We start from the raw sequence: 23,774 nt of genomic DNA, 5'->3' as shown, positions 1-23,774 counted from the left end.
TTGTTAAAATTATTGGGTCGAATTGCAGGAAGAAAGAATGAGTTTGACTCTGTTGTTTTGACAATAAAGGAAGGGAATAGACTCATGCAATCGATCCACTTTATTGGAGTGGCATCAATCATAGGTAAGGGCAGACGTGACTTATAAAAATCGGGATATTTGAAAAAATATGTGCTTAATATTGTTCTAATGACTTGAATCCTAATGAATTCATCACGTTTGGTTCCAAATCTAAGAACGAAGTAAAATAACTGATTTTTATCATAACATCACCTAATTCGTAATGTTTTTTGAAAGGAGAATAAGATCATAAAAACACCTCAACCTTTTAAGACGAGTGATAAAGCTCATGCAGATCTCTTTAACGATTTAGTGAAAATTTTGATTGAAAATGATCAGGAACTACTAGAACAATTCAACCTTCATAAGGGAGATCCAATTCCTCACGTATCTGGTTCAGAAAAGAAAAAATGGAATGAATCACAGCTATATAAACTGACAAATGATAATGGGTCCCAATTGATTAATATCCCTGCTGGTGGCAGTATCTATGAGGGAATTAAAGCGCTAGGGGCTTGCTCATTTTATGCGCCAGGTGGTTCTGGAGTAGTCGATTCTCCAGCTATAGGAAATGCTGCATTAAGAGGCTTTCAGCTAGTAGGTCAAAATAATATCGGTGTAGGAATCGCAATCGACACTTCAGGTAATTCATTTTGTTTTTACTATCATGTGAATGACATTGCGATCAATTGGCTGCAAATGCCTACTCAAAACGAAAAAAACAAATGGGACGCAGGACAACTATCTAAAATTACTGCTGACGATGGAAAAGCTTTTGAAAGAATTAATGCGGATGATCCTAGTATTTTAGATAAGCTGATAAAATTGCCGGGAGTTCATTCATGGTACATTCATGAAGCACATCCAGATCTTCCGACAAGAAGTTCCATGAGGGCTTTGTCTGTTTTTAGTGAGAATACCTATGGATGGGTCATCGGTGCAAACAATACAGGAGATGTCTATATTAACCGTTCAACAACTGATGTAACGGGTACACAACAAGAGTGGAGCGGTTGGAAACGTCTCAATGACCATAACCTATTAAATTCAAAGGGATTAAGACTTTCAATGTCAATAGGAACTGATATTTTAACGCTGCCATCCGGCTTTTACTTTGCTGTAGGATCTAATATTGTAAATATGCCTGTCGATAATGATTCTTCTTGGTTTAATATCGATATCTTAGAAACTGTAAATGGTAGAAAGACCATTCATGTCTGCAGAAGTTACGACAACACTCATTGGTTCGGAACGGTCCATACTGATGGTGTTTTTAAAGGGTGGAAAAAACTAGTGACTGATGCTGATTTTGAAAATGTTAAGTGGCTAAATGTAACCTTAAGTAATGGTTCTTCTATTGGAGAAAGACCAGTTGAATATACTAGATGGGGAAATTTATTATTGTTGAGAGGTCACCTAAAAGCAAATAGAGAAGTTATCTGTGGAAGTATTCCAATTACAGGCTTACCAGATAAAGGCCTAGTAGTATCAGTTCCCGTATCAGGTACAACGGGTCATAGTAAATTACTTATATACAAAACAGGAGAGCTAAAGCTAACTGGTTTATTATCAGCAAATGATAGTGCGGTAACTGGCTACTATTTAGACACGGTCATCCCATTAAATTAAGGAAGTGATAGTATGATACAAGTCTATGAATACAATCATCGATACGAATTGGTCAGACCTATAGAAGTGTCTCAGGTGGATGACGAAGGAAATTATGTAGTGCCAGATCAATGTACAACAATTGCTCCACCTAATAATCCATCCTTCTATAAAGCAGCATTTGATGTAAAAAAACAACAATGGTATGAAGCCGCAACACAGGAGTATATAGACAGTCTAAAATTAGTTACTCCTCGGCCAAGTGATATTGAGCTTTTAAAGAAACAAAATGCTTTATTATCAAAACAATTAACACAGCTATTTGCTATCTTTAAAGGAGCTGAATCAGATTGATGTTTCCAACTGTAGCGGATATCAAACAATTCTGGGACTGGCAGTGTTACGGCCCAGAGGACATTGCATTTTATGTAAGCATTGGCTGGATCTCGGCAGAAGACTATCAAAATATAACTGGAGAAATATACAAAGCCTAATGGCTTTATTTTTTTGCCGGAAAGAAGGTGATTCAAATGGAAGTAGATGTCGTTCAAAACTTAATGACACAAGGCCCATTCGCCGTTCTTTTTTGCTGGATTCTGTTTTATGTTCTCAACACTACAAAAGAACGAGAAAACAAACTCAATGAGCAAATCGAGGCGCAAAATGATGTGTTAGCAAAGTTTAGTGAGAAGTATGACGTCGTGATCGACAAGCTCGATAAAATTGAAAGGAATTTAAAATAGGAGGGAAACATCATGAAAACATTCGACAAAGGCACTGTGATTCGCACAGTGCTTCTTTTTATTGCGCTTATCAACCAAACGCTTGTCATGTTTGGACAAACAGTGCTGCCGATTAGCGAGGAGCAAGTGCAAACCGTAGGAGAGGCACTATATGTGGCAGGTTCCACAATTTTTACTATGGTCACTGCCGTGATCGCTTGGTTTAAAAATAATTATGTGACCTATAAAGGTCAATTGCAAAAAGATGCCCTGAAACAAAGAGGGTTAACAAAATAATTTTTGAAGGAGAAACAATATGGTGAAGATCATTCAAGCACTCATCCCAAAACAAAATCGCAACAGACCAGGAAACAGGATGAAGCCGCTCTATATTACGGTGCATAATACATCGAACACTGGACGGGGGGCTGATGCGGCAAATCATGCAGCATTTGTTGCTCGGGCAAGTACCGGGGTTAGCTGGCACTACACGGTCGATGATCAGGTCATTTATCAGCATTTACCTTTAAACGAAAATGGCTGGCACGCAGGAGATGGCAGGGGAACCGGCAATATGAAATCAATTGGAATTGAAATTTGTGAAAATGCAGGCGCTAATTTTGAACAGGCTGTTAAAAACGCCCAATGGCTTATTCGGAAACTGATGGGGGATTTAGGAATTCCTTTATCAAACGTGGTGCCACATAAGCATTGGAGCGGGAAAGAGTGTCCGCGTAAGCTGTTAAATCGTTGGGATGGCTTCAAGGCGGGTATTGCATCAGCATCAAGTCAAATGACAACAGCTAAACCGGTGAAAGAAACATCTATCAAAACCATATCAACGAGATCAACATCTAAAACCAACAAGGTCAAAAAAACATACAGTTTGCCTGCAGGTATTTTAAAAGTGACGAAGCCTCTTACAAAAGGGTCAGCTGTAAAAGCTGTACAACAAGCCTTAGCATCGATTTATTTTTATCCTGATAAGGGAGCGATCAATAATGGAATCGATGGGTACTACGGACCCAAGACTGCGAATGCAGTGTCTCGATTTCAAATGATGCATGGGTTAACCCCAGATGGCATTTATGGTCCAAAGACCAAAGAAACATTAAGAAAGGTCATAGAAAGTTAACACATATGGAATGAATCAACCCTTATCTATTATAAAAAGTAAAATAAAACCATTTTTGGAGTTATTTGTTGTATAATGGTAAAAATGAATGGAGGGGTTGTATGAAGCGGATAAGTGTAATGATGTCTCTTTGTTTCATTGTCATGTTCCATTTTAATATGGAAAAGGTTGCAGCTAAGACCATTTATCGAGAAGTAGAAGTTGATTTCATCATGACGGAACAGGAAAAAGATCTGTGGGTACCAGGAGGTCAAAATAATCCTGAACAATATCCATCTACTTATGGCTACCAATTTTCTATACTAAATGCAGAGGGGTGTACTCTAGAGGTGACACTCTACAGAACATCCTTATCAGGAACGGATTTTCCGTCATCAGTCAAAGAGTATACAGGTAACCAATATGATCTAAGTGCAACAGACCGAATTTTATCAAGTGGGCGCTACATTTATAGACCCCATGGTATTAAACTGACCAAAAAAGAAGGCTGCGGGGATGTTGAGATAAAAGGAGTCTTTGGTTATCAAATTCAAGAACCAGACAAATAATCTTTTATGAGTAAAATCAAATGAAAAAGCCTATCCATCATTGGATAGGCTTTTGATAATGGAGCATAGCGGGATCGAACCGCTGACCTCTACGCTGCCAGCGTAGCGCTCTCCCAGCTGAGCTAATGCCCCGGGATGTTTCAACAAATATTATTATATTTAATTCCCCCTTAGAATACAAGGGGGAAGGCTATTTTTTTATTTTTGATGAGAAATCTCTCAATTTTGTATTATGCATTATTTTTAACCTTGGGGACGACTTGGGGACGGAAATTTCCTATCTCTGAATTTGTGTTTCTCAGATGTTTAGGATCAAACTTGTTAAAGTGATTCGCTGCACTCTTTTTCATTTCATCTGTTACATGGCCGTATATATCAGATGTTGTTCTGGCGCTAGCGTGTCCGGCACGTCTTTGAATGGCACTTATGCTTTCGCCAGCTTCCATCAATAAAGCAACCATAGTGTGACGCAAATCATGTAAACGGATATTTTTTATTTTAAATTTTTGCGTGATTCGATTCCATTTGGTAGTAGGTGTTGTGAAATAATAGGGCTTTCCAAACCCACTATGAAAAATGTATTGATGATCTCCGCCCTCCCAGGCATCATCTAGCTTTTCTTTTTCTCTTTTCCACATATGATAATAAAGTAACAGCTCATTCATATACCAATCCGGCATCTGCACAAACCGTTTTGAACTTTTAGACTTAGGGTCTTTTACATGCGGTTTTCCTTGAATTGTCTTTGAAAGTGAACGATTAATTTTAAATCCACCAGCATCCCAATCCACATCTAAATGCCATTCAAGTGCAAGACCTTCGCCTCGTCTCAATCCCCCTATCATTGCTGCTAAGAAATAAAGTCTCCATTTAATTTCAACTTCTTCATATAGAATCTTAATACATTGAGCAGCTTCATCAGCTTCAAAATAGTTCATTTCTTTCTTCTCGTTGACTGGCAAGGGCAATCCCTTCATTGGATCAACCTTGATAATCTTCCATTCTTCAGCTGCGGTTTTAAAAACTACCTGCAGTAATTTAAAAATATCTAATATTGTTCTTTCTCCTAATCCTCCTGGCTTACCGTCTTTTCTAGCCCCATCCTTTGATAAATCATCTAAAAAGTCTACGATATGTAAACTCTTTATACGTTCTATCCTCATATGTCCAAAAACGGGAAGGATATGATTTTTTAAGTGACGCCAATAAACATCTGAGGTTGTCAAAGAGTAAGGTTTTCCGCTCTTTTGATAAAGCTTTTTTTCTTTCCACTTATTGATGAAGGATTCAAAGGTTAGTTTCTCTGGTTCGATATATTCGCCAGAATTGACTTCCATCTTGAACTGATAAAGCTGGTCTGAGAGGTATTCCTGCAATTTTCTCTTTGTTTTCAACAGTTTATGATCTTCTATACGAATAGTTTTATATTTCCTTAACCTTTTACCATTAGCATCATATCCGATTTCAACAACTAATCTAAAAGAATTGCTACCTCTTTTTTCAATGCTAGCCATATAAAACGCTCCTTGTCTGAGAAAAAGTTTTTTGATAATAAAGATTTAAACGGTGATTCGCAAATTCAGGAGTAACATTGAAAATGTTAGAAATTTTCAAGACAGCTAGTTCAAGTTCTTTGGGTAAATCCAAATCCATTAACATGAATGTTGGAACGCAAAAATGATAAGCAAAATAATTTGCTTGTCTTTCTTGATAGATATTCCATAAAGTTTTGGTCAAATGAAAATTTGAGAATTGACTGGATTGTCTAACAATATGACAAAGTTCATGGGCGAAATCTTGCCATTGTTCTTCTTTAGATAGGTTTCTATTTAGAAAAATAGTGTACAGGTTGTTAATCTCAACATAATGACTTGTGTCATTAACATAAAATATCCAAATATCTAGGTCATTAGCTATTTTGTGTTTGTCTAATTGATAAGATTCATTTATGCCAATATTACTAAGGAATGATTCAATCCAATCTTCTAGATGACTATTTATATACCTCAATGTTATTTAGCCCCTTTCTACAATGAGAATACAATCGGATAGAACAGAAACATATGTTCTGTTTTTAGTTAAAAATAAAAGCCCAAAAAGGGCATTTATTATTTAGTTTTAAAGAATAGTTTACCTGTAGTGGATATACTTTTATAAGCTATTAAGAAGTCATCTTCTTTTTCTACTTGGTTCACTATGTAACCATCAAGAGAGCCGCCATTATAAACTTCGCCCTTAAAGTCCTTTGGTGCTATAAAGCCCAGCTCCTGTGTGTAAGGAGATCCATCACTAGAAAAAAAATCGAAGTTAAGAATTGGGCTGAATAGAAGAGGTTCATCATCAGTTTCAGAATCTGTCATTTTCACTTTGACCTTAACAAGTGCCCATTCAAATCCTTTTTTCGGTTTATCGACTGTGCTATTAGTTTCATATAAAACATCAAATGCTTTATCGCCCCGAATAACCTCTTCTACGTTCATTTTTAATTCAGCAGTATATTCATTATCTGGAGCACTTATGTAATCTTCGAAATAAATTGGCTCTTTCATAGGTATGGGAGCGGTTCGTGTTCCGTCTGCTTCTTTTTTAGTTTTCTTTTTATCAGATGAATCTTTATTTGGTTCTTCCTGTTTATCGCTCTTTTCATTTGATTCATTTACTTTAGCACTTTGTGTACCACAAGCAGCTAAAGAAGTTGTTATCAACAAAATAAGTAAGTGAAAAAAAGTCTTTTTCAAAAAAGTGCCCCCTTTTTAAGAAATAACATGAATGAAATTAATTAAAGTGTCTTAATTTAATTAATCACCATTGAAGTCATTTTGTTTATCTCCTGGTTTACGACCTTCCTGGAGCCTAAGTGCTCTTTCAATTCTTTCAATTCTCTTTTCTATATCTGTATTTCCATCACTTGCAGCGGTAGACGCGTTGCCTGATCTCAGAAGTTGTTCTGCTTCAAACCTATAATCTTTTCCGGTTAGCAAATAATCTGTGGATACCCCAAAAACCTCAGCGATTTTCACAATTTCAAAATCAGTTAAAGGACGAGTTCCTTTTTCAATTCTGTTCATTACACTGACATTCATATTGATTTTTTGAGCTAACTCTTTTTGGTTCCACTGTTTTTGTTCTCTCAATTTTATTATTCTTTCGCCTACAGCCAGCATCTTTAATCACCAACTTTCTATATTAGCAATATAAATCTTACCATTTTTCCAATGTAGAAAAAAATAAATTGCTAAATTAGAAATAAAACTGTTGAAATTTCTTTTTTAGAAATGTATTATTAAATCAACAACAAGATTTCTAAAACAGAAATCGAGAGGAGGGAAATATGTTAGATTTAAAATTTGTCAAATCGAGACGTAATGTCAAACAAATTAATTTACAACAAATGGCCAAGGCCCTAGGATTCAAAAATGCCTCAACATATATGAAATATGAGACAGGAGAATATGCCTTTAAAGCAAACCATCTCCCAATCTTGGCTAAAGAATTAGACTGTGACATTAAGGATTTTTTTCGGAAATAAATTTCTGAAATAGAAATCTAATTTAATGACTAGGAGAGATAAGATATGCCAACAAAATCAACTATGAGTGTTCAAGAAACAGCTGATTTTCTTGGGGTACATCACGACACTGTTTACACAATGGTGAAAGAGCGGCAAATACCGTTCTTCCGAGTAAGAAAAAGAATTTTCTTTAAAAGAGAAGTTCTTGAAGAATGGCAAATGTCACAAATGGAATCCAACTTTCAGCCAGTGATTGATTAAGAATTTACCACCTTAGAATACAGCGGATTTATGAGATTTGCTGTTCCAATTCGGAACATGTTCCAGATAGGAACATTGAAAGGGGGTGAAGAGGGGGTGAAGTTGGGTGTGGTGCTTCGTAAAGCCCGAGTGCAGGCAGGCATTTCCCAAGAGAAGTTAGCGGAAATGCTTAGCCGCTCTCGTAGCTGCATATCAAAGATCGAAAATGATCAGAAGGTGCTTGATGTACCTACATATGTACGGTGGATGGAAGCCACAAACGCTAAAGAAGCAATGATTGCTACATTATGCGGCATTGATCCACTGGCAGTCACACAGCAAATAACGGCCATCATGGCTTTGTTCGGAGGATGAGGATGAAGAAACGAAATTCAATCTTTAAAAGCATTGATAACGATGGAATAACAAGAGAAATGATTTGCATCGAGGTTTTACAAGAAAATTTAATGGATGCATTAAAAAACAAAAATACAGCACAAGCACTAGAGATTCACAAAGACATTGAAAAATCAATAAAGCAAATTCAGCAATATGAAAAACAATCAACGGTGAAATTGTTGATGGCAGCCGCTAAAATCACGCCTGTTGAATATCCAAAAACATTAAAAAACAAATTGAAAGGATTGATTTAAATGAAATACATGTTCACTGCAAGCAAGTTGATGAAGGCTAAGGAAGTAAAGGAAATGTGTAAGTTACGTGATGACGAGGCTGTGAAGATCTCTTATTTTCAAACTGAAACCCGTTTAAAGTCTCAACTAGGTTTAGGACAAAGAAAAAAGCAGCAAGCTCCTACACTCACTGCTTAAATCGAATATCGAAATGATCGAATTTATTATATCGCTCTTTGAAGAGCACGACAAGTTTTATTCTTGTCGTCCGGCTTGCGGATGGACAATGCACACACACCCCATCCCCTCAAATCATGCACCATCCGCAGTCGGACGATGCGAATAAGCATCAATAAATCTTAGGAGGACGAATCGATGAGAGAAAAACCTGTAATTCAACCCTTTTCTGAGAAACGCAGCGATCAAGTCCGTTTAGCAAAAGTCGGGGGATCAATTGTAATGGGATTTCATGAGGAACTCGCTTTCTATTTCCCAAACGAACAAGCATTTGATGAGTTTAAGCGGCTCAAAGCTGACGCGATCCGAAGAAGGGTAGGGGTAATAGCATGAACATTGAACATCCAATGATCACGCAAATAAATGCTACTGGATACCCAAAGGGGGTTGAAGTGGTTGATGTTGTTGGAACGGACTATTTCGGGGATGAGATTTTCTCCAGTGATGAGTATGTCATTGATAGAAATGCTGGTGAAATGATCCTCGTTGATAACTTGGAACGCTATCTGAAGGAACAACTCGATTTTACCTTTGTGAATGCAAATTAAAAAGGTTCACTCCCACAAGTGAACCTTTCCCAAAAATTACAGAATAAAGTGTCAACCCCTATTATAGCAGGTTGGCACTGTAAATCAATGGAGGCTTGTTCATGACCAAAAATATCAGGTTGGCAGAACTCCATCTATCAAACTTCAAGGGTGTAAAATCATTCACCCTTGAAACAGGTGGAGAAAGCGCAAAGGTCTATGGTGATAACGCTACAGGCAAAACAACGTTGTTTGATGCCTTTACGTGGCTGCTCTTTGATAAAGACAGCCAAAACAAAAAAGACTTTGAGATCAAGACGCTCTCAAAAGATAACAAAGCGGTCAGTGGCGTTGATCATGAGGTATCAGCTGTTCTATTGATCGATGGTAAATCCGTTGAATTGAAAAAGGTCTATTCAGAGAAATGGACCAAGAAACGGGGATCAGCAAAGCAAGTCTTTTCTGGCCATACGACTGACTACTACGTCAATGACGTGCCAGTGAAGAAAAAAGAGTTTGCTGAGAAGGTCAATGAGATTATCTCTGAGGATATTTTCAAACTGATAACTTCTCCTTCTTATTTCAATGAACAAATGAAGTGGCAGGATCGTTTGGCCGTACTCATGGAGATTGGCGGAGCTGTGACAGATGATGACGTTATTAAGCAGGACAGTTCATTATCAAAACTTCAATCGATCTTAGATGAAAGAAGTCTTGATGAACAAAAGCGCATCCTTGCTGAAAAACGTAAAAAGATCACTAAACTCCTGGAGCAATTTCCAGTCAGGATTGACGAAATCAATCGTTCTATTGAAGATGTAACGGATATAGACCAGGAGCAATTGAAAGAAGATTTGAAAGCACTTCAGGCATCAATTGATGATATGGAGAAAGAAGCCCGCTCTATCAAAGCGGATGCAGGTGCAGATCGTAAGAAGCGTATGCTTCAGCTCGAAGGCGATCTGCAACAAATAAAAAATGACCACGACACAGAAAGATTTCAGATATTGAATGAGAAAAAAGAAGCCTACTACCAAGCGAAAAACAGTCTTTCTCAAATCAAGCATCAACTTGACAGCTTAAAAGCTAAAAAGGATCACTTGACATCCTTTTTGTCTCAAACAGACAAAGAACGTGTTGAGTTGCGAGAAGAATGGTCTAAAAAAAATGAGGAAACGTTTGAGGATCATCTAACAGATTGTCCGACATGTGGTCAAGCATTACCAGAAGGGCAAATCCAAGCTGCTATTGAGAAATTCAATTTACAAAAAAGTGAATCCCTAGAACGAATAGTCGATAAGGGAAAGCAATTAGGGATTGAATATGACAATAAGCAGAACGAGTTATACGAGGTTGATGAGAAGATTCAGCTTTTGATCTTGGAAGAGAAATTTACGACAGCAGCCGTTGAAAAACTGAAAGAAGATATGGAGCAAGCTGAAGCATCAATTGCTCCAATTACTAACAATCCCTCGTATCAAGCCAAGATCGAGGAGATCGAAAGAATTAAAAGCGAGATCCAGTCTGATGAACAAGAGACTAGTGGAGCTGTTCAATCGATTAATGAACAGATCAAGGAAAAACAGCAGGAAATGACATTGATTCGCAATGACCTTTCTCGCATCGATCAAGCTCAAAAGGCTCTCAATCGAATTGATGAGCTGAAGGAAGAAGAACGGAAAATGGCTGATGAATATAACGAGGTAGAACAACAAACTTTTCTCATTGAGGAGTTTATCCGAACCAAGATGAACCTTATGGAAGAACGGATAAACAGCAAATTCAAGTATGCCCGCTTCAAGCTCTTTGAAGAGCAAGTCAACGGTGGTTTAACAGAAACATGCGAAACGCTGTATGAAGGTGTTCCTTACTCTAAAGGCTTAAACAATGCGGCGCGTATTAATGTCGGTTTAGACATCATCAATACATTGAATGAGCATTATGGTATTTCTGCGCCGATTTTCGTTGATAACAGCGAGGCGGTCACGTGTCTTATCGATGTGAATGCTCAAGTTATTAGCTTGATAGTATCCGACAAGGACAAGCAGCTGCGAGTTGTGAATCAAGATGACGAAATGAAGGAGGTTATATGAATGTCTGAATTTAACACAGTGGCAAGCATTAATGCTCAAAGTGAATATTGCGAACGTAAGGGTGTCCCTCATTTTGCTCCTGCGACCGGTATTTGCTGGAATTGTAGATCAAATATATATGAACCACGTCAGTGGAAATTTGAAATGGGTAGAAAAATTCAGGTGAGTAAAGAAGAGGCAACCATGACCACAGGGATTCCCTTAGAAAAAGCAGCTAGTAGTCTTGTAACAGGTTGCCCGCACTGTAATAGGAGCTATTGCGATTAATAAAACACCTATTTGAAAAATCATAACTACAGGAGGATACGGATGAGTAATCAACAATTGAATCCAAACGGAAAACTGATGGAGACACCCTCAGTTTTTGAGGTGAATGGTGAAGATGTCAAGCTTACTGGAAATACAGTTAAAAATTATTTAGTACGTGGGAACGCTGATGTAACTGATCAAGAGGTGGTCATGTTCATCAACTTGTGTAAATATCAGAAACTTAATCCGTTTATTAACGAAGCCTATTTGGTGAAATTTAAAGGCTCGCCTGCACAAATCATTGTTGGTAAAGATGCATTTATGAGACGTGCTGAAAATAATGAACAATTTGCGGGAGTACGCGCTGGAATAATTGTTGAGCGAGACGGTGAGATGGTGGACATAGAGGGTGCAATCAAACTGCCGAATGACAAATTATTAGGTGGTTGGGCTATTGTATATCGAAAAGATCGTGAAACAACTACCCCTATTCGGATTAGTTTTGATGAGTTCAGCAAAGGTCAATCAACTTGGAAATCGATGCCGATGACCATGATACGCAAAACAGCCATTGTCAATGCTTTAAGGGAAGCCTTTCCTAACTCTCTTGGAAACATGTATACGGACGAAGAAACGCCTGACACAACTGAAACAGTTGCTCGTGAAATAAATGAAAATGCAAACTCAGAAATTATTGATGTGGATTTCAAGGAGCCGGTAGAAGATCCAGTGCAACATCAAGAACCATCTGAAATAAAGCAACGTGAAGAACCTGAGCTACAACCATCAAATGAACATGATGAAAAGCCGTCTGCATTGAATGAGGAACCACCATTTTGATTGAGATCAACGCTGTCTCGTCAAGCAGTAAGGGGAATTGCTATCGGGTGACTGATGGTAAAACCCCGCTCCTTTTGGAGTGTGGTATCACTTTCAAAGAGATGCAACGTGCTTTTGATTTCAATATGAGCTTCGCTGGTTGTCTCATCACTCACGAGCATGGTGATCATTGCAAGGCTATAAAGGATGTTTTGAGAGCCGGAATTGATTGTTATATGTCTCCTGGAACGGCAAAAGCTCTTGGAGTGGAAAATCATCACAGAATCAATCTTGTAAAAGCTCGGCAGGCGTTTAGGATCGGCACGTGGCTAATTATGCCCCTTGATGTTCAACACGACGTATCAGAGCCATATGGCTTCCTGTTGGCTAATGAGGACGGAGACAAGCTGCTCTTTGCCACTGACACCTATTACATCAAATATAAGTTTCCTGGACTCACGCACATCATGGTTGAGTGCAATTACTCTGAATCGATCTTGGATGCAAATATCGAAAATGGGAGCATCCATAAAAGCATGCGTAACCGGCTCATCCAGTCGCATTTCAGCTTAGAGAATGTAAAGACATTCCTTGCAGCAAATGACTTGTCAAAAGTGCAGGAAATATGGTTGTTGCACCTATCTGACACAAACAGTGATGAGCAACTATTCAAACAAGAAATAGCAAAACAAACAGGAAAGGTTGTCTATGTTCCGAAATGAGCGAGCTTTTTAAAACAGCTTATCCCTATTGTTTTATTACGATGGCTAGATCAGTAGCTCCAGACATGCGGAAAAAGGTATTGGCCATGTACATAAGCACTTATATGGCTAAGTATGAACCGCATCTTGAAGTCGTGAAAATTGAAGGCAAATACGCTATTTGCAGACTCAAAAGCAAATAGTTGGGAAGGAGGAATTTGTTTGTCTACTGGATGGATAAAACTACATCGCAAGATATTTGATCATGAAATCTGGAATGATGTTACTACTTTTAGGCTTTTTACATTGTTGTTATTGAAAGCAAGCCATCAAGACGGGATCAAAATTAACGGCATTGAATTGAAGAAGGGTCAGTATATCCGCTCCTATTCTAAGTTGTGTGAGGACCTTTGTTACAAGGAACGAAGAGCCCTAAAAGAAGTATCTAAAAGTACAATTTTACGTTCCATAAAGAAACTTGTTGAGAACGGTATGGTCACCGTTTGCGAAACGGATATTGGAACACTATTCACCATAGTGAAATACGAGTCATACCAAGGCTTAGACGGTCAAAACAATTCTAATTACAGAACGGCTAATGAACCTTCAACGGAACGATTGCAGAACGATTGCGGAACGATTGCAGAACCAAAACAAGAATTAAAGAATTCAAGAATTAAAGAATTTAAAGAAGAGGAAGAAGAGAGATCGCCAGTAGAAAATGATCTAACTCCTTTCCAACAAATCGAAGATAAATACTTGTCTCGAAAAGGTGGGTTGATGATAACTCCTGCTGATGCACAGGCCATTGAGAGGATCATTCAGGAGCAGATACCCCTTGAAGACATTTTGGTGTGGATAGATGAGATTTTTGATCACTACCGACCAAGACATAGAGCGGATGGCATTAAATCATTTGCGTACCTTGAGAAAGGCATCCTTGATCGATGGCATGCCAAAAACAATCAACCTAGCAACATATCTGAATTTAAACCTAAGAGACAACAAGACAACTTATCAGCATTAGCTCAATACGCCAAAGAAAAAGGCATTAAGTTTGGAGGAGGATGATTAGCATGACTGAAGAACAAGCGATGATTATCTTAACCAGGATAGCAGCTGCGTATCCAAGGTTTGAACTTTCTACAGATGAGATTGGAAAAGAAAGAATCAGGATTTGGTTAGAGCATTTAACTGCACTGCCGTATGAGGCAGTTTCAAAAAAAGTTGATCAACATATTGCTGAAAAACGTTTCCCTCCTGCTATTGCGGAGATACAAGTACATCAACAAGAGAAAAACGAGTTTCTAGAGAAGCAGAAAGAGTGGGAAAAGAATGCAAAATTTGCGAAACGTAGAGGCTGAACAGTTTTTGCTCGGCTGTATCATCCTTGAAGGCGATCTAATCAAGGAAACAGCCTTAGAGCCTAAACATTTTGCTGAAGAGCGTCACAAGCAAATTTTTGTCGCGATGAGGGATGTGGACAAGCTAGGTAAGCCAGTTGAATTGGCCAATATCGCTGCATCTATGGGAGGCACATTGAATGAAGTTGGTGGATTTGAATATTTAACTAACCTAGCAAGTGCTGTTCCATCTACTCATTCATTTGAAACCTATGAAACATTAATTTACGAGGCTTTTAAACTTAGAGATGTGCAGAGTGCTGCTTTAGCATTTGCCAGTTCTCCTACTGATGAAGGTATCGTCGAGTTGTATCAGAAAACCATTGAAGCTCAAGAAGTAGGTGTACAAGAGACTCGGACGAAAATGGATGTTCTAACAGAAATATACACGAGCATGGAAGAAGATCATGGTGATCTGACTGGAGTCAACACGGGTCTTGCGGATCTGAATGCCATGACAGGCGGTTGGCAGAAGAGTGATTTAATTATTGTGGCTGCTCGTCCATCGATGGGGAAAACAGCGTTCGCTCTTAACCTTGGTCGTAATAACGCGCAAAAAGGTGGAGTAACTGACATATTTTCGCTAGAAATGTCTGATACCCAACTGACTCGTCGCATGTTAAGTAGCATTGGAAGCATTGAAAATACAAAGTGGAGAAATCCAAAGAGATTCTTTAGTGCAGAAGATTATGATAAAGCCAGCAAAGCTATGGGTGAATACGAAAAATTAGACATCTATATTCACGATAAACCTACTCAAACTGTCGCAGACATTCGCTCTAAAATCCGTAAGACAAAGAAAGATCACCCAGATCAGGATCATTTGGTCATTATTGATTATCTTCAGCTTATCACCCCGATTGGTAAATCCGAGAGCAAAAACCATGAGGTGGGAGAAATCACACGAGAACTGAAGAATATGGCCAGAAGTTTCGATGTTCCCATCATCTTGTTGTCGCAGCTTTCACGCGGCGTAGAAGCGCGAAATGATAAGCGACCTATGATGTCTGATTTGCGAGATTCAGGAAGTATCGAGCAGGATGCCGATATCGTGATCTTCCTTTATCGAGATGATTACTACGACAAACAAACCGAAGCTAAAAACATTGTTGAAATCATTTTTGCAAAACAACGGAATGGATCAACAGGAACAATAACCGCTGCCTTTGTGAAAGAGTACGGGATGTTCTTAAATTTAGCGCGGCAAATGGAAGCCGCTATGTGAAATGAGGAATGAACATGACAATTAATAGCGATCAGCGTAAACAGTTCCTACTCAACGAACTGAAGCGCATTGGATATAAACCAAGTGAGAATGAAAGTCTCGCTGATAAAACTCTCTATGACCTCGAAATGTTAGTCATTTCAGCCAAGAGTGAGCGAGGGAACAACATTGAGACCTACAATGCCAGGATGGAAATCGAAATCGAGGAGGAAGCAGAGTGATTAAATTACAAATCAAAGACAGTACTTCTGGTAAAGAAGTTAATTTTGAAGCAGATAATTACAAAGCTGCAGATTGCAATCGTCTGATCATGCAACTGGCTGCATACATGCATGGAGGACCACTAAATATCAATACAAGTCATAGTGATGGACGAGTCGCTCCGTCCTCTGTGAAAAGGACGGAAGAACCAATTCATACCGATATCGTAACCAGTCAAATCAAACGGTTTCAAGAAAACCAAGATGTTTCTAAATCAAAGGATGAAAAGAAAGCTACTCCTGCTCCTTCAGAACCAAAGAGAACGAGACCAAGATCAACTGCTCTTTTGAATAATGAACGGACTTTGAATGCGAGCATCGGGGAACACGTAAGCTTGATGGATCAAGTCAAAAGAATAGCTCTAGTTCAAAAGGAAAATCCAGACCGCATGAAATGGAAGACTAAATTTCAATGCCCTGAGTGTGGATTGAAAGAGGACAAGCAGGTTTATAAGGGCTTTAGATACACCTCATGTGACAACTGTGAAACAAAGGTGAAAATCATGCCTGCTGATATGAAAAACGGTTGGGATCATGAAGATGAAGAAGGGTACTTGTACCATGCGAAAAGTCGTTATGTTCAAGGAGATGAAAAACTATGAAAATAGCATTCACCATTTACGCAGAACCTGTTGCACAAGGGAGACCGCGGGCTACGACTGTGAATGGCATGACAAGACTTTATGATCCAAAAAAATCAAGAGACTTTAAGTCTTATGTAAAGCTGGCTGCTAGTGATCATCGTCCAGATCAGCTCCTCACAGGACCACTTGAATTGAAGGTGAAAGTCTATAAATCATTATTGAAAAGCTTCAGCAAGAAAAAGGCCGCAGCAGCCGAAAGAGGCGAATTGCGTCCAGCGAAAAAGCCTGATGTTGATAACTATATCAAAGGAATTAAAGATGGCTTGAATAAAGTCATTTGGCAGGATGATAGCCAGATAGTTGATCTGCATGTAAGCAAGTTCTACAGCAGCACACCAAGAATTGAAGTCGAAGTATCTACTCTTATACCAACCCACGAGGAGGAACAAATATGTCTTTTATAAATTTTGATGATTTCGTTAAAAAAGTGAATCACAAGCCTAAAGGTGTTACGGAATTGGTCCTTGAAATCTCCACCAAGGAGCTAGGAAACAGTATTCAAAATCTAGCTGAAATGATCGACAACGATGTGCGTGTTGAAATTGAGAGCGATATTGTCCGCTATAACGTTCAAATCAATGCGAACACTGAGCGACCGATTGTAAATTATCAAGTAGACCAGAGCGGCGTGGTTCACATAGCTGATCCTGAGCCGGAACAGTTAGAGGCTGAATTGGGCTTACCTGCAGAAAAACCTAAGATTGAAGAAAAACCGATGGAGATTGAGCGGGAAGTGGTTGATCGATTCATCGTTGAAGGTATGGCTCCAGAACAGGAGGGCTTTCCTGAAAATATGTCAGAGATCGCGAAGCGTCGCATTGAAGGTGAATCATACCGGAGGTTGGCCACTGAGCTTGAGATGTCCTCCGGCACCATCGTTGATCTGATCAATGACTACCGAGCAGCAGTTGCCCCGCTTGCTGAAAAATGGTGGGACTGGAAGCAGGACCAAGCCAACGAAGCTGAACCGTTGCAAAAGGAAAATGCTGAAGAAGAAGCAGCTGAAGGTGAAAAGGGTTCAGATGATACCGTTCCAGATAAAGATGATCTTCCTAAAGATGATCAAAAAGATGAGGAAGATGGGGCTGCATAAGGTGGCACGCAAACGCTCAAAACGGTGGTTCTTGCTTTATCGCGAAGAGGATGGACAGCACGTCCACCTCTATGAACCACTTAAAAAATATGAACTGCAAAGTCGGATCAGGAAAGGATGGAGGCTTGTCAGATGATTAATAAAATCAAGTTTTTCTTCAAACATAAGCACTTCTTTTGCTTTAAGTGTAGGAACCTTGTTTCAGTTGCGCGAGGCTATGAGTTGGAATTTTGCACACGGGTTTTCAATGGTCCTTACTGCTCGAAATGCGGAAGGAGCTTCAGGAAATGAGAAAGATTGTAGAAGGCGATTGGGTGGAAGTTTTGGGTGAAGTTAATCGCAGAATGTTTCATATATCTGGTTACGTTGTGAAAATCTCTGAAGCTGAACTTTTAGTGAAGCCGCTTAAAGGAAAGTCTACGGCTGTTCCTAAACATTGGGCTAAAAACTTGGATGTAACGATCACTAAAGATGAATTAAAGGCACTGATCGATTTGTCCTTAGACTTAAATGATGAACATCTCTTTAGAATGTGCGTACGTGATCTACAAGCTTTTCTGGACAAATAAAAAGAACCAAAGCACAAGGCTCCGGCTCTAATGAATCCCGACAATTCATTATAACATGGGAGGCCTTGTGCGCATGAATAATCCTTACAAACATATAGACTCTAACATCTCCGTTGATAGCTTTATGACAAAGGGAGAGGTCAAAGTCATTATCCTAGATGGCCATTCCAACGAAGTGTTCTTGGCGGAAACACCGATGTACGGAAAGATGGAGATCACGACACGTGATGGCCAGTTCACAAATTTAAATTACAGCAGTTCACACAAAATAAATCTATAGCAGGAGCGTCCTCCTGCAGGGAGGCATTCAAAATGAAAGAAATCTGGTATTCAAAATCACCATTTGCTGAATTTTGTATCGTCAATACAGCGAGCGGATACGTTGCCTATTGGCGATCTGAGATGCTAACAGATGATAAATGGAGTGAGCATGACACGTACCCTACCTATCAAGCAGCACGCCGGGATCTTGGGAAAATCGGCTGTGCCGGAAGTATGAAAAAGGTTGAGCGGTTACCTTGGGAAAGCGTGGCATGAGCTGCGCCCCCGATTTGATCAACAGGCCAAGCAAGCAGAATGAAAAAAAGAGAGGAAGATCATTGTGAAACTGAGAAGCATTTTTTATTTAAACGTACAAGGTATACGACTTTTAGGAGGATGGGATCACTATCCTAGCGAGGACGAAATGCGAAAGGCATTAATTAATATGTACGGCTCTTGTACTCACTTAGGAGAACGGCCAATTATTTTTGAAGTCATTAAGCAAAACACGTTTTATCAAGGCGATATACAAGATTTGCAGGAGGGCTTCTGATATGAATCTCAAAAAAATCACTATTCCTGATCGTGATTCATATGGTTGCTTGGTCGGATTCAAAAAATTGAATGTGCTTTGGGAATGCCCTACGTGTGGTAGCGAAATGGGCAAGCCTCAACTCACACAACATTCCGAAGATGGTTTTCATGGGAGTGTTCACACTTGGGAAAACAAATGTGGTCATATAGCAAAATACGCAGACCTAAAGGAGATAGTGGAATGAACTACTCACTATATTTGATTGACGACAGACTCATTATTGATCTTGGATCGAACAATAAATGGCTGCATAAAGCATTTAGTGGAGTGCCTGAATTAGTAGAAGCACATAACTTTTGCCAGGAGCCAATCGGACAAGTTGAAATTACGGATGAACAACTAGCAATGATCGAACTTGTTTTTCACAATGGTGGTTTGTGCAATTACTGCGAAAATTTTGCAAGCAAAGTGCGCCCTTCACCTTACTTGGCTGACATCGGATCAAGTATGTGTAAGGACTGCTGGGATATGACAAAGCAGGAGTATGCGGCATCACATGATGAGCATATAGGAAAGTTTGAAGATTATCCTCACTGGAAGGAGAATGTTTGATGCGAGAGATTAAATTTCAGGCGTTGGTAGTTAAACATGCATTGAGAAATTTGGGTTCTAATATGCAAGGTATAGACAGTTACGAAGAAATTATTGATGTTCATGACATTTCTTTTGATAACGGAAAAATAGATTACGTTACAGATAAAGACGGTGATGAATATTCGTTTGCTGATAAAAGTTTGAAAGCAGTTCGGCAATACACCGGATTAAAGGACCAAAACGACAAGGAGATTTATGAGGGAGATATCATTCATTGCGTTCATTGGTTCTTTAATGGAGATGAAATAGAAGAACATTTTACTGCTTCAGTAGGGTTTCGAGATGGATCGTTTACATTAGAGAACATTAAAAGCCGTTATTATTCAGATTTTACCGGAGAAGAAAACGGAAAAGGCATCTGCTGGATTGGGGAAATAAATTACTGTGAAGAAGATTACGAAGTCATCGGAAACATCTATCAAAATCCTGAACTGTTAAAAACGGAGAGTGAATGATGGCGAAGTCAGACCTTACACTGAAATTAGAGAGGCAGATTCATGCTAAAACTCAAGAAAATCAAAGTATGTATGGATGCTTTGAAGTTACCATTGGCTATGAATATGGCCGAGCGGGCTATGAGCGAATTGACTATCTAACTTTCGATACAAAGGGTATATGGAGAGCTTTTGAGATCAAAGTATCTCTTTCAGATTTTCGATCCAGTGCCAAAAAAAGCTTTGTGGGTCATTACAACTATTATGTGCTCACAAAGGAACTTTATGAAAAGGTTAAAGATGAGATACCAAGTCATATCGGTGTTTTTGTTGACTATCGCTATGCCAAAAGAGCGAAGCGCCAAGAGCTTGCAGTAGATGAAAATGTTCTAAAAGAGGCGTTCATGCGTGCAGGTGCTAGGGATGCTGACAAGCTGTATAGAGGTAGTAGTCCTACGCTGCTTTTAGATGCTGAACGAAAAATGAAAAATTTCAAAAGACAAAAAGATATAGCCTATCAAGAACTGAGAGAGCTACAAGATAAACTCTATAAGCGTTTCGGAAGAAAATGGGAAGATGAGATTGATAAGGGGGAAGTACGATGAAAAAACTACTAATCACACTATCTATCATTGTGGCTGCGGTGCTTTGTGCGCCGTCTGCTGCGGCAGTAACGAGCGGATATAAAACAGTTGGAGGGCATACAGTCAGCGTATCAACGGATGCCAATTCATACACACCACGTGCTAAAAGCATTGATGTGACAGCACGCAAAACAGGCAATGAAACAGTATACTACCGCTTCACGCTTCAAAAGAAGGTGAGCGGCAAATGGAAAGATCAGCGTTTTTGTCTTGTTGGATCGTTTAAAAACGCCACGCCAGCAAAGGAATTTTACACAGTCAATCACACTGCTGGTACGCACCGTATCAAAATGACGATTTACAAAAACAGCAATTGGACAGGCGTAAAAGGCCATATCTACACGCCGTCATTCGAGGTGAGAAAATGATGAATGTACGAATTGTTGATAACAATTATAAAGAAATATCTATTCAACCGATTGATATTAAAAAGGTTGATAACTTGGTTCGTTTAGTTGAAAAGTATGGGATTGCTGATTTAGATGGGGATAAATATAAATACGAGTCAGCTATATATCTGCCGTTGGAGAATGCGTTTGAAATTAGAGTCTTTCCAATAGAAGAATAAATCATACGACATAGATCGGTGCAAAATTGCCCTGGTCTATGTCTTTCATTGTTTATAGGAGGTTGAGGAAATGGGAGCAGAACAATTGTGTTTACTGCCAGGGATCGATGAGAAACAAGTCAGAAATGCTCTGATCAAGGAGCTGAAGGTCTATAGGGCGTTGAAGGTTAAGGAAGAAAATCTTAAAGAACAAAAAGAGCATAAGGTGACTGGTCTTTTCCCTGCCCTGAGGAATCAAGAAGCAATAAATGGGCTTAAATTACGTCAGATTGAACGAGCTCTGAAGAACAGTCTTGATGAGCTTGAATACAATATAATCGAGAAAAAGTATCTCACGTCACGCTTGGTTAAAGATTTAGAGGTATACCAAGAATTAGGGTTAAAGAAGGATCGATACTATAAATTAAAAAAGCAAGCTACATTTAACCTTTCCACAGCTCTTGGAATCATTTAGTTACTTGAAGAATAAAGAATATAAGAAAGAGTAGGGGTCGTGTAAAATTAACCCCTCTCTTTGTAAGGATTTATCGTTCTTTTTATGAGTCTTTTTAAAGATTGATGGTGATTGACTCAGTTACAGGTGATTTATTAGAAATTACAGTTGCTGTGATTTCAACTTCTTTTGGTGAATATTTTAATAAATTTACTTCTGATGAAAAACCTCCATCTTTATCAGTAGTAGATATTTGAGGTTTTAAAATACTTTCAGATGAACTTGATAAATTTACATTAACATGTTGTAAAGGAAGTGTATTGCATGATACTTTTCCTTTAACTTGAAAACACATATCTTCCTTTCGGATAATTTCTAAAGTGATTTCAGGGCAGCTCGTTTTAACAATGAAATCTCCTTCTTTATAAACTCTTCTTCCGCATCCGCAGTTCCTAGCCATATTTACTCACATGCCTTTGCCAATTCTTTAATTTTAAAAATTTTGAACACAAGTATCGCATGGCCCACCTGCATTTTTAAACACGACGTTGTCGACTAAAGCTTGACTACCTTCGGATGGATCACCAATATTTTGGAAAGTAATACAGGCAGTTGTCGCTCCTGGTGGTGCACAAACTGTTAATGAATAATTTTGAAAGACACTTTGGGGTTGGTTAGACACCGCTATAATATGCGGAATATCCTCTGTAAAAATTGGGTTAGTTGTAACTGTTCCTTCAGCAGTACCTGTATTAGTGATTAATGGTGGGCATGTTTGTGGTGGGAAGGAAACCGATGCAACTAAAACACCTTGTGCTCGCACATCACCTGCAAACGTAAGAGTAAAGCAGCAGCCTTCTGAAACAGGAACAATTTGGTTTATAAAGCCAGGAGTTGCTACTGTTCCAACAGGTGGGTTAGGGTCTAAACCTAGAATACTAACCGATTGTATGGTTGGAGTTGTAGGACTTCCGACAAAACGACCACTATGAGCATCAGGGAAATCAACGACAGTAGCTGTAGCGGATGTCCATGATGCAGGTGGAGCCCCAGTAGCTGATAAATCAAATCCAGGGTTAGCTAATAGATTTGTACATGGACAGCAGGCTTCTCCAGTAGGCCCAGTAGCGCCCGTCGGCCCAGTAGCGCCAGTAGCGCCCGTCGGTAGTAGCGCCAGTAGCGCCCGTCCCAGTAGCGCCAGTAGCGCCCGTCGGTAGTAGCGCCAGTAGCGCCCGTCGGCCCAGTAGCGCCAGTAGCGCCCGTCGGTACCAGCGCCAGTAGCGCCCGTCGGTAGTAGCGCCAGTAGCGCCCGTCGGTACCAGTAGCGCCAGTAGCCCAGTAGCGCCAGTAGCGCCAGAAGCGCCCGTCGGCAGTAGCGCCAGTAGCGCCCGTCGGTAGTACCAGTAGCGCCAGTAGCGCCAGTAGCGCCAGTAGCGCCCGTCGGTACCAGTAGCGCCAGTAGCGCCCGTCCAGTAGCACCAGTAGCGCCCGTCGGTAGTAGCGCCAGTAGCGCCCGTCGGTAGTAGCGCCAGTAGCGCCCGTCGGTAGTAGCGCCAGTAGCGCCCGTCGGTACCAGTAGCGCCTGTAGCGCCCGTCCCCAGTAGCACCGGTAGCGCCCGTCCTACCCAGTAGCACCGGTAGCGCCCGTCGGACCTGTTGCTCCCGTGGCTCCAGGGGGTACCAGGGGGACCAGTAACACCCGTAGCACCACGTCTACCAGGTATTCCTGCCGGTCCACGCCTTCCAGGAACACAAACCGTTTTTATACAACAACAAACATCTAACCATTCTCCACATCGACAACATCGTCTATAGCTCATTTGAACACACTCCTAAAAAAATGTAATCACGATATGGTATTAAATGAATAAAAATATGTAAGGGCTGTTGCGGAATTAAAAATGTTTTAATTTTAAACATAGAAAAAAGCCGACAAAAAGGGGGATAAAAAGGGGACCTTTTTTCCTAA

42 protein-coding genes and 1 tRNA gene are annotated in these 23,774 nt (G+C 39.7%); 36 read left to right on the top strand and 7 right to left on the bottom strand.

The window, feature by feature from the left end; genetic code table 11:
• The first annotated feature begins 372 nt into the window (after positions 1–372).
• From MKY11_RS14920 to MKY11_RS14890, 7 genes are all read left to right on the top strand, one after another.
• On the top strand, positions 373–1,689 hold the full coding sequence (locus MKY11_RS14920) for a hypothetical protein (protein WP_274660886.1): 1,317 nt from the start codon (positions 373–375) through the stop codon (positions 1,687–1,689).
• A gap of 12 nt (positions 1,690–1,701) precedes the next feature.
• A complete protein-coding gene (locus tag MKY11_RS14915; RefSeq protein WP_024719678.1) occupies positions 1,702–2,022 on the top strand; it encodes a hypothetical protein in 321 nt (106 codons plus the stop codon).
• Positions 2,022–2,162, top strand: a complete 141-nt coding sequence (locus MKY11_RS14910; protein ID WP_039170001.1) for an XkdX family protein — start codon at positions 2,022–2,024, stop codon at positions 2,160–2,162. Before MKY11_RS14915 ends, MKY11_RS14910 begins: the two co-directional genes overlap by 1 nt.
• Before the next feature lie 36 nt (positions 2,163–2,198).
• Positions 2,199–2,411, top strand: a complete 213-nt coding sequence (locus tag MKY11_RS14905; protein ID WP_017367922.1) for a BhlA/UviB family holin-like peptide — start codon at positions 2,199–2,201, stop codon at positions 2,409–2,411.
• A 12-nt stretch (positions 2,412–2,423) separates the two neighbouring features.
• A complete protein-coding gene (locus MKY11_RS14900) occupies positions 2,424–2,687 on the top strand; it encodes a phage holin (protein ID WP_008361671.1) in 264 nt (87 codons plus the stop codon).
• A 19-nt stretch (positions 2,688–2,706) separates the two neighbouring features.
• Positions 2,707–3,525 (top strand): N-acetylmuramoyl-L-alanine amidase, encoded by an 819-nt coding sequence (locus MKY11_RS14895; RefSeq protein WP_342501136.1) that lies wholly within the window; start codon positions 2,707–2,709, stop codon positions 3,523–3,525.
• Between the two features lie 101 nt (positions 3,526–3,626).
• Positions 3,627–4,073 (top strand): hypothetical protein, encoded by a 447-nt coding sequence (locus MKY11_RS14890; RefSeq protein ID WP_025207857.1) that lies wholly within the window; start codon positions 3,627–3,629, stop codon positions 4,071–4,073.
• A gap of 59 nt (positions 4,074–4,132) precedes the next feature.
• On the opposite strand, the gene MKY11_RS14885 is transcribed toward MKY11_RS14890, so the two are convergent.
• From MKY11_RS14885 to MKY11_RS14865, 5 genes are all read right to left on the bottom strand, one after another.
• Positions 4,133–4,205, bottom strand: a tRNA-Ala gene (locus MKY11_RS14885).
• Positions 4,206–4,303: 98 nt separating this feature from the next.
• Positions 4,304–5,587, bottom strand: a complete 1,284-nt coding sequence (locus MKY11_RS14880; RefSeq protein ID WP_342501567.1) for a site-specific integrase — start codon at positions 5,585–5,587, stop codon at positions 4,304–4,306.
• Complete coding sequence (locus MKY11_RS14875) at positions 5,580–6,083, bottom strand: ImmA/IrrE family metallo-endopeptidase (RefSeq protein ID WP_342501566.1); 504 nt, start codon at positions 6,081–6,083, stop codon at positions 5,580–5,582. The genes MKY11_RS14880 and MKY11_RS14875 overlap by 8 nt, the downstream gene beginning before the upstream one ends.
• Before the next feature lie 98 nt (positions 6,084–6,181).
• Positions 6,182–6,811, bottom strand: coding sequence for a DUF4352 domain-containing protein (locus MKY11_RS14870; RefSeq protein WP_268417627.1), 630 nt, complete (start codon positions 6,809–6,811; stop codon positions 6,182–6,184).
• 60 nt (positions 6,812–6,871) lie between these two features.
• Positions 6,872–7,237: a helix-turn-helix transcriptional regulator gene (locus MKY11_RS14865; RefSeq protein WP_342501565.1), complete on the bottom strand. Its 366-nt coding sequence runs from the start codon at positions 7,235–7,237 to the stop codon at positions 6,872–6,874.
• Positions 7,238–7,404: 167 nt separating this feature from the next.
• On the opposite strand from MKY11_RS14865, the gene MKY11_RS14860 reads away from it, so the two are divergent.
• The 29 genes from MKY11_RS14860 to MKY11_RS14720 all read left to right on the top strand — a co-directional run bounded on the left by MKY11_RS14860 (position 7,405) and on the right by MKY11_RS14720 (position 21,826).
• On the top strand, positions 7,405–7,602 hold the full coding sequence (locus MKY11_RS14860; RefSeq protein ID WP_061409411.1) for a helix-turn-helix transcriptional regulator: 198 nt from the start codon (positions 7,405–7,407) through the stop codon (positions 7,600–7,602).
• 45 nt (positions 7,603–7,647) lie between these two features.
• A complete protein-coding gene (locus tag MKY11_RS14855; RefSeq protein WP_342501564.1) occupies positions 7,648–7,845 on the top strand; it encodes a helix-turn-helix domain-containing protein in 198 nt (65 codons plus the stop codon).
• A 96-nt stretch (positions 7,846–7,941) separates the two neighbouring features.
• Positions 7,942–8,199 carry a helix-turn-helix transcriptional regulator gene (locus MKY11_RS14850; RefSeq protein WP_234712496.1) on the top strand — a complete coding sequence of 86 codons (258 nt, stop codon included), beginning with the start codon at positions 7,942–7,944 and terminating at the stop codon, positions 8,197–8,199.
• Between the two features lie 2 nt (positions 8,200–8,201).
• A complete protein-coding gene (locus MKY11_RS14845; RefSeq protein ID WP_148960609.1) occupies positions 8,202–8,477 on the top strand; it encodes a hypothetical protein in 276 nt (91 codons plus the stop codon).
• A 54-nt stretch (positions 8,478–8,531) separates the two neighbouring features.
• On the top strand, positions 8,532–8,654 hold the full coding sequence (locus MKY11_RS14840; RefSeq protein WP_273543052.1) for a hypothetical protein: 123 nt from the start codon (positions 8,532–8,534) through the stop codon (positions 8,652–8,654).
• A gap of 177 nt (positions 8,655–8,831) precedes the next feature.
• Entirely contained in the window at positions 8,832–9,026 is a 195-nt protein-coding gene (locus MKY11_RS14835; protein WP_342501563.1) for a hypothetical protein, read from the top strand.
• Complete coding sequence (locus MKY11_RS14830; protein ID WP_342501562.1) at positions 9,023–9,241, top strand: hypothetical protein; 219 nt, start codon at positions 9,023–9,025, stop codon at positions 9,239–9,241. The genes MKY11_RS14835 and MKY11_RS14830 overlap by 4 nt, the downstream gene beginning before the upstream one ends.
• A gap of 101 nt (positions 9,242–9,342) precedes the next feature.
• Positions 9,343–11,313: a hypothetical protein gene (locus MKY11_RS14825; RefSeq protein WP_342501561.1), complete on the top strand. Its 1,971-nt coding sequence runs from the start codon at positions 9,343–9,345 to the stop codon at positions 11,311–11,313.
• Positions 11,314–11,580 carry a hypothetical protein gene (locus tag MKY11_RS14820; protein WP_342501560.1) on the top strand — a complete coding sequence of 89 codons (267 nt, stop codon included), beginning with the start codon at positions 11,314–11,316 and terminating at the stop codon, positions 11,578–11,580.
• A gap of 42 nt (positions 11,581–11,622) precedes the next feature.
• The gene (gene bet, locus MKY11_RS14815) at positions 11,623–12,402 is read left to right on the top strand and encodes a phage recombination protein Bet (RefSeq protein WP_342501559.1); all 780 of its coding nucleotides are present in this window, start codon (positions 11,623–11,625) and stop codon (positions 12,400–12,402) included.
• The gene (locus tag MKY11_RS14810; protein ID WP_342501558.1) at positions 12,399–13,103 is read left to right on the top strand and encodes an MBL fold metallo-hydrolase; all 705 of its coding nucleotides are present in this window, start codon (positions 12,399–12,401) and stop codon (positions 13,101–13,103) included. The genes bet and MKY11_RS14810 overlap by 4 nt, the downstream gene beginning before the upstream one ends.
• 201 nt (positions 13,104–13,304) lie before the next feature.
• Positions 13,305–14,153, top strand: coding sequence for a hypothetical protein (locus MKY11_RS14805; RefSeq protein ID WP_342501557.1), 849 nt, complete (start codon positions 13,305–13,307; stop codon positions 14,151–14,153).
• A gap of 5 nt (positions 14,154–14,158) precedes the next feature.
• The gene (locus MKY11_RS14800; protein ID WP_342501556.1) at positions 14,159–14,446 is read left to right on the top strand and encodes a replicative helicase loader/inhibitor; all 288 of its coding nucleotides are present in this window, start codon (positions 14,159–14,161) and stop codon (positions 14,444–14,446) included.
• Positions 14,418–15,710 carry a replicative DNA helicase gene (gene dnaB / locus MKY11_RS14795; protein WP_342501555.1) on the top strand — a complete coding sequence of 431 codons (1,293 nt, stop codon included), beginning with the start codon at positions 14,418–14,420 and terminating at the stop codon, positions 15,708–15,710. Before MKY11_RS14800 ends, dnaB begins: the two co-directional genes overlap by 29 nt.
• A gap of 14 nt (positions 15,711–15,724) precedes the next feature.
• Positions 15,725–15,931 carry a hypothetical protein gene (locus tag MKY11_RS14790; RefSeq protein WP_342501554.1) on the top strand — a complete coding sequence of 69 codons (207 nt, stop codon included), beginning with the start codon at positions 15,725–15,727 and terminating at the stop codon, positions 15,929–15,931.
• The gene (locus MKY11_RS14785; protein WP_342501553.1) at positions 15,928–16,572 is read left to right on the top strand and encodes a hypothetical protein; all 645 of its coding nucleotides are present in this window, start codon (positions 15,928–15,930) and stop codon (positions 16,570–16,572) included. Before MKY11_RS14790 ends, MKY11_RS14785 begins: the two co-directional genes overlap by 4 nt.
• Positions 16,569–17,018, top strand: a complete 450-nt coding sequence (locus MKY11_RS14780) for a RusA family crossover junction endodeoxyribonuclease (RefSeq protein WP_342501552.1) — start codon at positions 16,569–16,571, stop codon at positions 17,016–17,018. The genes MKY11_RS14785 and MKY11_RS14780 overlap by 4 nt, the downstream gene beginning before the upstream one ends.
• On the top strand, positions 17,006–17,707 hold the full coding sequence (locus MKY11_RS14775; RefSeq protein WP_342501551.1) for a hypothetical protein: 702 nt from the start codon (positions 17,006–17,008) through the stop codon (positions 17,705–17,707). Before MKY11_RS14780 ends, MKY11_RS14775 begins: the two co-directional genes overlap by 13 nt.
• A 287-nt stretch (positions 17,708–17,994) precedes the next feature.
• Positions 17,995–18,276 carry a hypothetical protein gene (locus MKY11_RS14770; RefSeq protein WP_342501550.1) on the top strand — a complete coding sequence of 94 codons (282 nt, stop codon included), beginning with the start codon at positions 17,995–17,997 and terminating at the stop codon, positions 18,274–18,276.
• Positions 18,277–18,349: 73 nt separating this feature from the next.
• Entirely contained in the window at positions 18,350–18,556 is a 207-nt protein-coding gene (locus MKY11_RS14765; RefSeq protein ID WP_047946038.1) for an XtrA/YqaO family protein, read from the top strand.
• A 32-nt stretch (positions 18,557–18,588) separates the two neighbouring features.
• A complete protein-coding gene (locus tag MKY11_RS14760; RefSeq protein WP_342501549.1) occupies positions 18,589–18,813 on the top strand; it encodes a hypothetical protein in 225 nt (74 codons plus the stop codon).
• A 64-nt stretch (positions 18,814–18,877) separates the two neighbouring features.
• On the top strand, positions 18,878–19,090 hold the full coding sequence (locus MKY11_RS14755; protein WP_342501548.1) for a hypothetical protein: 213 nt from the start codon (positions 18,878–18,880) through the stop codon (positions 19,088–19,090).
• A 1-nt stretch (position 19,091) separates the two neighbouring features.
• Positions 19,092–19,316, top strand: coding sequence for a hypothetical protein (locus MKY11_RS14750; RefSeq protein ID WP_342501547.1), 225 nt, complete (start codon positions 19,092–19,094; stop codon positions 19,314–19,316).
• Complete coding sequence (locus MKY11_RS14745) at positions 19,313–19,684, top strand: hypothetical protein (protein WP_342501546.1); 372 nt, start codon at positions 19,313–19,315, stop codon at positions 19,682–19,684. Before MKY11_RS14750 ends, MKY11_RS14745 begins: the two co-directional genes overlap by 4 nt.
• Positions 19,684–20,181: a YopX family protein gene (locus MKY11_RS14740; RefSeq protein WP_342501545.1), complete on the top strand. Its 498-nt coding sequence runs from the start codon at positions 19,684–19,686 to the stop codon at positions 20,179–20,181. The genes MKY11_RS14745 and MKY11_RS14740 overlap by 1 nt, the downstream gene beginning before the upstream one ends.
• Positions 20,181–20,765: a hypothetical protein gene (locus MKY11_RS14735; RefSeq protein WP_306011582.1), complete on the top strand. Its 585-nt coding sequence runs from the start codon at positions 20,181–20,183 to the stop codon at positions 20,763–20,765. The genes MKY11_RS14740 and MKY11_RS14735 overlap by 1 nt, the downstream gene beginning before the upstream one ends.
• Positions 20,762–21,172, top strand: coding sequence for a hypothetical protein (locus tag MKY11_RS14730; RefSeq protein ID WP_342501544.1), 411 nt, complete (start codon positions 20,762–20,764; stop codon positions 21,170–21,172). Before MKY11_RS14735 ends, MKY11_RS14730 begins: the two co-directional genes overlap by 4 nt.
• Positions 21,172–21,372, top strand: a complete 201-nt coding sequence (locus MKY11_RS14725; RefSeq protein WP_342501543.1) for a hypothetical protein — start codon at positions 21,172–21,174, stop codon at positions 21,370–21,372. Before MKY11_RS14730 ends, MKY11_RS14725 begins: the two co-directional genes overlap by 1 nt.
• A gap of 70 nt (positions 21,373–21,442) precedes the next feature.
• Complete coding sequence (locus MKY11_RS14720) at positions 21,443–21,826, top strand: ArpU family phage packaging/lysis transcriptional regulator (protein ID WP_342501542.1); 384 nt, start codon at positions 21,443–21,445, stop codon at positions 21,824–21,826.
• A gap of 94 nt (positions 21,827–21,920) precedes the next feature.
• Here MKY11_RS14720 and MKY11_RS14715 read toward each other — a convergent pair whose 3' ends face one another.
• Both MKY11_RS14715 and MKY11_RS14710 read right to left on the bottom strand, forming a co-directional pair.
• Positions 21,921–22,265 carry a hypothetical protein gene (locus tag MKY11_RS14715; protein WP_342501541.1) on the bottom strand — a complete coding sequence of 115 codons (345 nt, stop codon included), beginning with the start codon at positions 22,263–22,265 and terminating at the stop codon, positions 21,921–21,923.
• Between the two features lie 33 nt (positions 22,266–22,298).
• Positions 22,299–22,628: a hypothetical protein gene (locus MKY11_RS14710; protein WP_342501540.1), complete on the bottom strand. Its 330-nt coding sequence runs from the start codon at positions 22,626–22,628 to the stop codon at positions 22,299–22,301.
• Between the last annotated feature and the right edge of the window lie 1,146 nt (positions 22,629–23,774).

Source organism: Bacillus sp. FSL W7-1085, from assembly GCF_038595035.1.
GTDB lineage: Bacteria > Bacillota > Bacilli > Bacillales > Bacillaceae > Bacillus > Bacillus altitudinis.
The sequence above is the reverse complement of the archived record's forward strand: the minus strand, read 5'-3'. Positions and strand labels throughout refer to the sequence as shown.

Excerpts from the sequence above, each read along its gene's own strand:
- MKY11_RS14855 (WP_342501564.1), top strand. The coding sequence starts at position 7,648 with ATGCCAACAAAATCAACTATGAGTGTTCAAGAAACAGCTGATTTTCTT.
- MKY11_RS14890 (WP_025207857.1), top strand. The coding sequence starts at position 3,627 with ATGAAGCGGATAAGTGTAATGATGTCTCTTTGTTTCATTGTCATGTTC.
- MKY11_RS14750 (WP_342501547.1), top strand. The coding sequence starts at position 19,092 with ATGAATCTCAAAAAAATCACTATTCCTGATCGTGATTCATATGGTTGC.
- MKY11_RS14725 (WP_342501543.1), top strand. The coding sequence starts at position 21,172 with ATGAATGTACGAATTGTTGATAACAATTATAAAGAAATATCTATTCAA.
- MKY11_RS14905 (WP_017367922.1), top strand. The coding sequence starts at position 2,199 with ATGGAAGTAGATGTCGTTCAAAACTTAATGACACAAGGCCCATTCGCC.
- MKY11_RS14760 (WP_342501549.1), top strand. The coding sequence starts at position 18,589 with ATGAAAGAAATCTGGTATTCAAAATCACCATTTGCTGAATTTTGTATC.
- MKY11_RS14895 (WP_342501136.1), top strand. The coding sequence starts at position 2,707 with ATGGTGAAGATCATTCAAGCACTCATCCCAAAACAAAATCGCAACAGA.
- MKY11_RS14835 (WP_342501563.1), top strand. The coding sequence starts at position 8,832 with ATGAGAGAAAAACCTGTAATTCAACCCTTTTCTGAGAAACGCAGCGAT.
- MKY11_RS14735 (WP_306011582.1), top strand. The coding sequence starts at position 20,181 with ATGGCGAAGTCAGACCTTACACTGAAATTAGAGAGGCAGATTCATGCT.
- MKY11_RS14715 (WP_342501541.1), bottom strand. The coding sequence starts at position 22,265 with ATGGCTAGGAACTGCGGATGCGGAAGAAGAGTTTATAAAGAAGGAGAT.
- MKY11_RS14770 (WP_342501550.1), top strand. The coding sequence starts at position 17,995 with ATGAGAAAGATTGTAGAAGGCGATTGGGTGGAAGTTTTGGGTGAAGTT.
- MKY11_RS14830 (WP_342501562.1), top strand. The coding sequence starts at position 9,023 with ATGAACATTGAACATCCAATGATCACGCAAATAAATGCTACTGGATAC.
- MKY11_RS14880 (WP_342501567.1), bottom strand. The coding sequence starts at position 5,587 with ATGGCTAGCATTGAAAAAAGAGGTAGCAATTCTTTTAGATTAGTTGTT.
- MKY11_RS14775 (WP_342501551.1), top strand. The coding sequence starts at position 17,006 with ATGTCTTTTATAAATTTTGATGATTTCGTTAAAAAAGTGAATCACAAG.
- MKY11_RS14825 (WP_342501561.1), top strand. The coding sequence starts at position 9,343 with ATGACCAAAAATATCAGGTTGGCAGAACTCCATCTATCAAACTTCAAG.
- MKY11_RS14800 (WP_342501556.1), top strand. The coding sequence starts at position 14,159 with ATGACTGAAGAACAAGCGATGATTATCTTAACCAGGATAGCAGCTGCG.
- MKY11_RS14820 (WP_342501560.1), top strand. The coding sequence starts at position 11,314 with ATGTCTGAATTTAACACAGTGGCAAGCATTAATGCTCAAAGTGAATAT.
- MKY11_RS14765 (WP_047946038.1), top strand. The coding sequence starts at position 18,350 with ATGAATAATCCTTACAAACATATAGACTCTAACATCTCCGTTGATAGC.
- MKY11_RS14745 (WP_342501546.1), top strand. The coding sequence starts at position 19,313 with ATGAACTACTCACTATATTTGATTGACGACAGACTCATTATTGATCTT.
- MKY11_RS14910 (WP_039170001.1), top strand. The coding sequence starts at position 2,022 with ATGTTTCCAACTGTAGCGGATATCAAACAATTCTGGGACTGGCAGTGT.
- MKY11_RS14790 (WP_342501554.1), top strand. The coding sequence starts at position 15,725 with ATGACAATTAATAGCGATCAGCGTAAACAGTTCCTACTCAACGAACTG.
- MKY11_RS14860 (WP_061409411.1), top strand. The coding sequence starts at position 7,405 with ATGTTAGATTTAAAATTTGTCAAATCGAGACGTAATGTCAAACAAATT.
- dnaB (WP_342501555.1), top strand. The coding sequence starts at position 14,418 with ATGCAAAATTTGCGAAACGTAGAGGCTGAACAGTTTTTGCTCGGCTGT.
- MKY11_RS14740 (WP_342501545.1), top strand. The coding sequence starts at position 19,684 with ATGCGAGAGATTAAATTTCAGGCGTTGGTAGTTAAACATGCATTGAGA.
- MKY11_RS14780 (WP_342501552.1), top strand. The coding sequence starts at position 16,569 with ATGAAAATAGCATTCACCATTTACGCAGAACCTGTTGCACAAGGGAGA.
- MKY11_RS14720 (WP_342501542.1), top strand. The coding sequence starts at position 21,443 with ATGGGAGCAGAACAATTGTGTTTACTGCCAGGGATCGATGAGAAACAA.
- MKY11_RS14845 (WP_148960609.1), top strand. The coding sequence starts at position 8,202 with ATGAAGAAACGAAATTCAATCTTTAAAAGCATTGATAACGATGGAATA.
- MKY11_RS14865 (WP_342501565.1), bottom strand. The coding sequence starts at position 7,237 with ATGCTGGCTGTAGGCGAAAGAATAATAAAATTGAGAGAACAAAAACAG.
- MKY11_RS14730 (WP_342501544.1), top strand. The coding sequence starts at position 20,762 with ATGAAAAAACTACTAATCACACTATCTATCATTGTGGCTGCGGTGCTT.
- MKY11_RS14840 (WP_273543052.1), top strand. The coding sequence starts at position 8,532 with ATGTGTAAGTTACGTGATGACGAGGCTGTGAAGATCTCTTATTTTCAA.
- bet (WP_342501559.1), top strand. The coding sequence starts at position 11,623 with ATGAGTAATCAACAATTGAATCCAAACGGAAAACTGATGGAGACACCC.
- MKY11_RS14900 (WP_008361671.1), top strand. The coding sequence starts at position 2,424 with ATGAAAACATTCGACAAAGGCACTGTGATTCGCACAGTGCTTCTTTTT.
- MKY11_RS14915 (WP_024719678.1), top strand. The coding sequence starts at position 1,702 with ATGATACAAGTCTATGAATACAATCATCGATACGAATTGGTCAGACCT.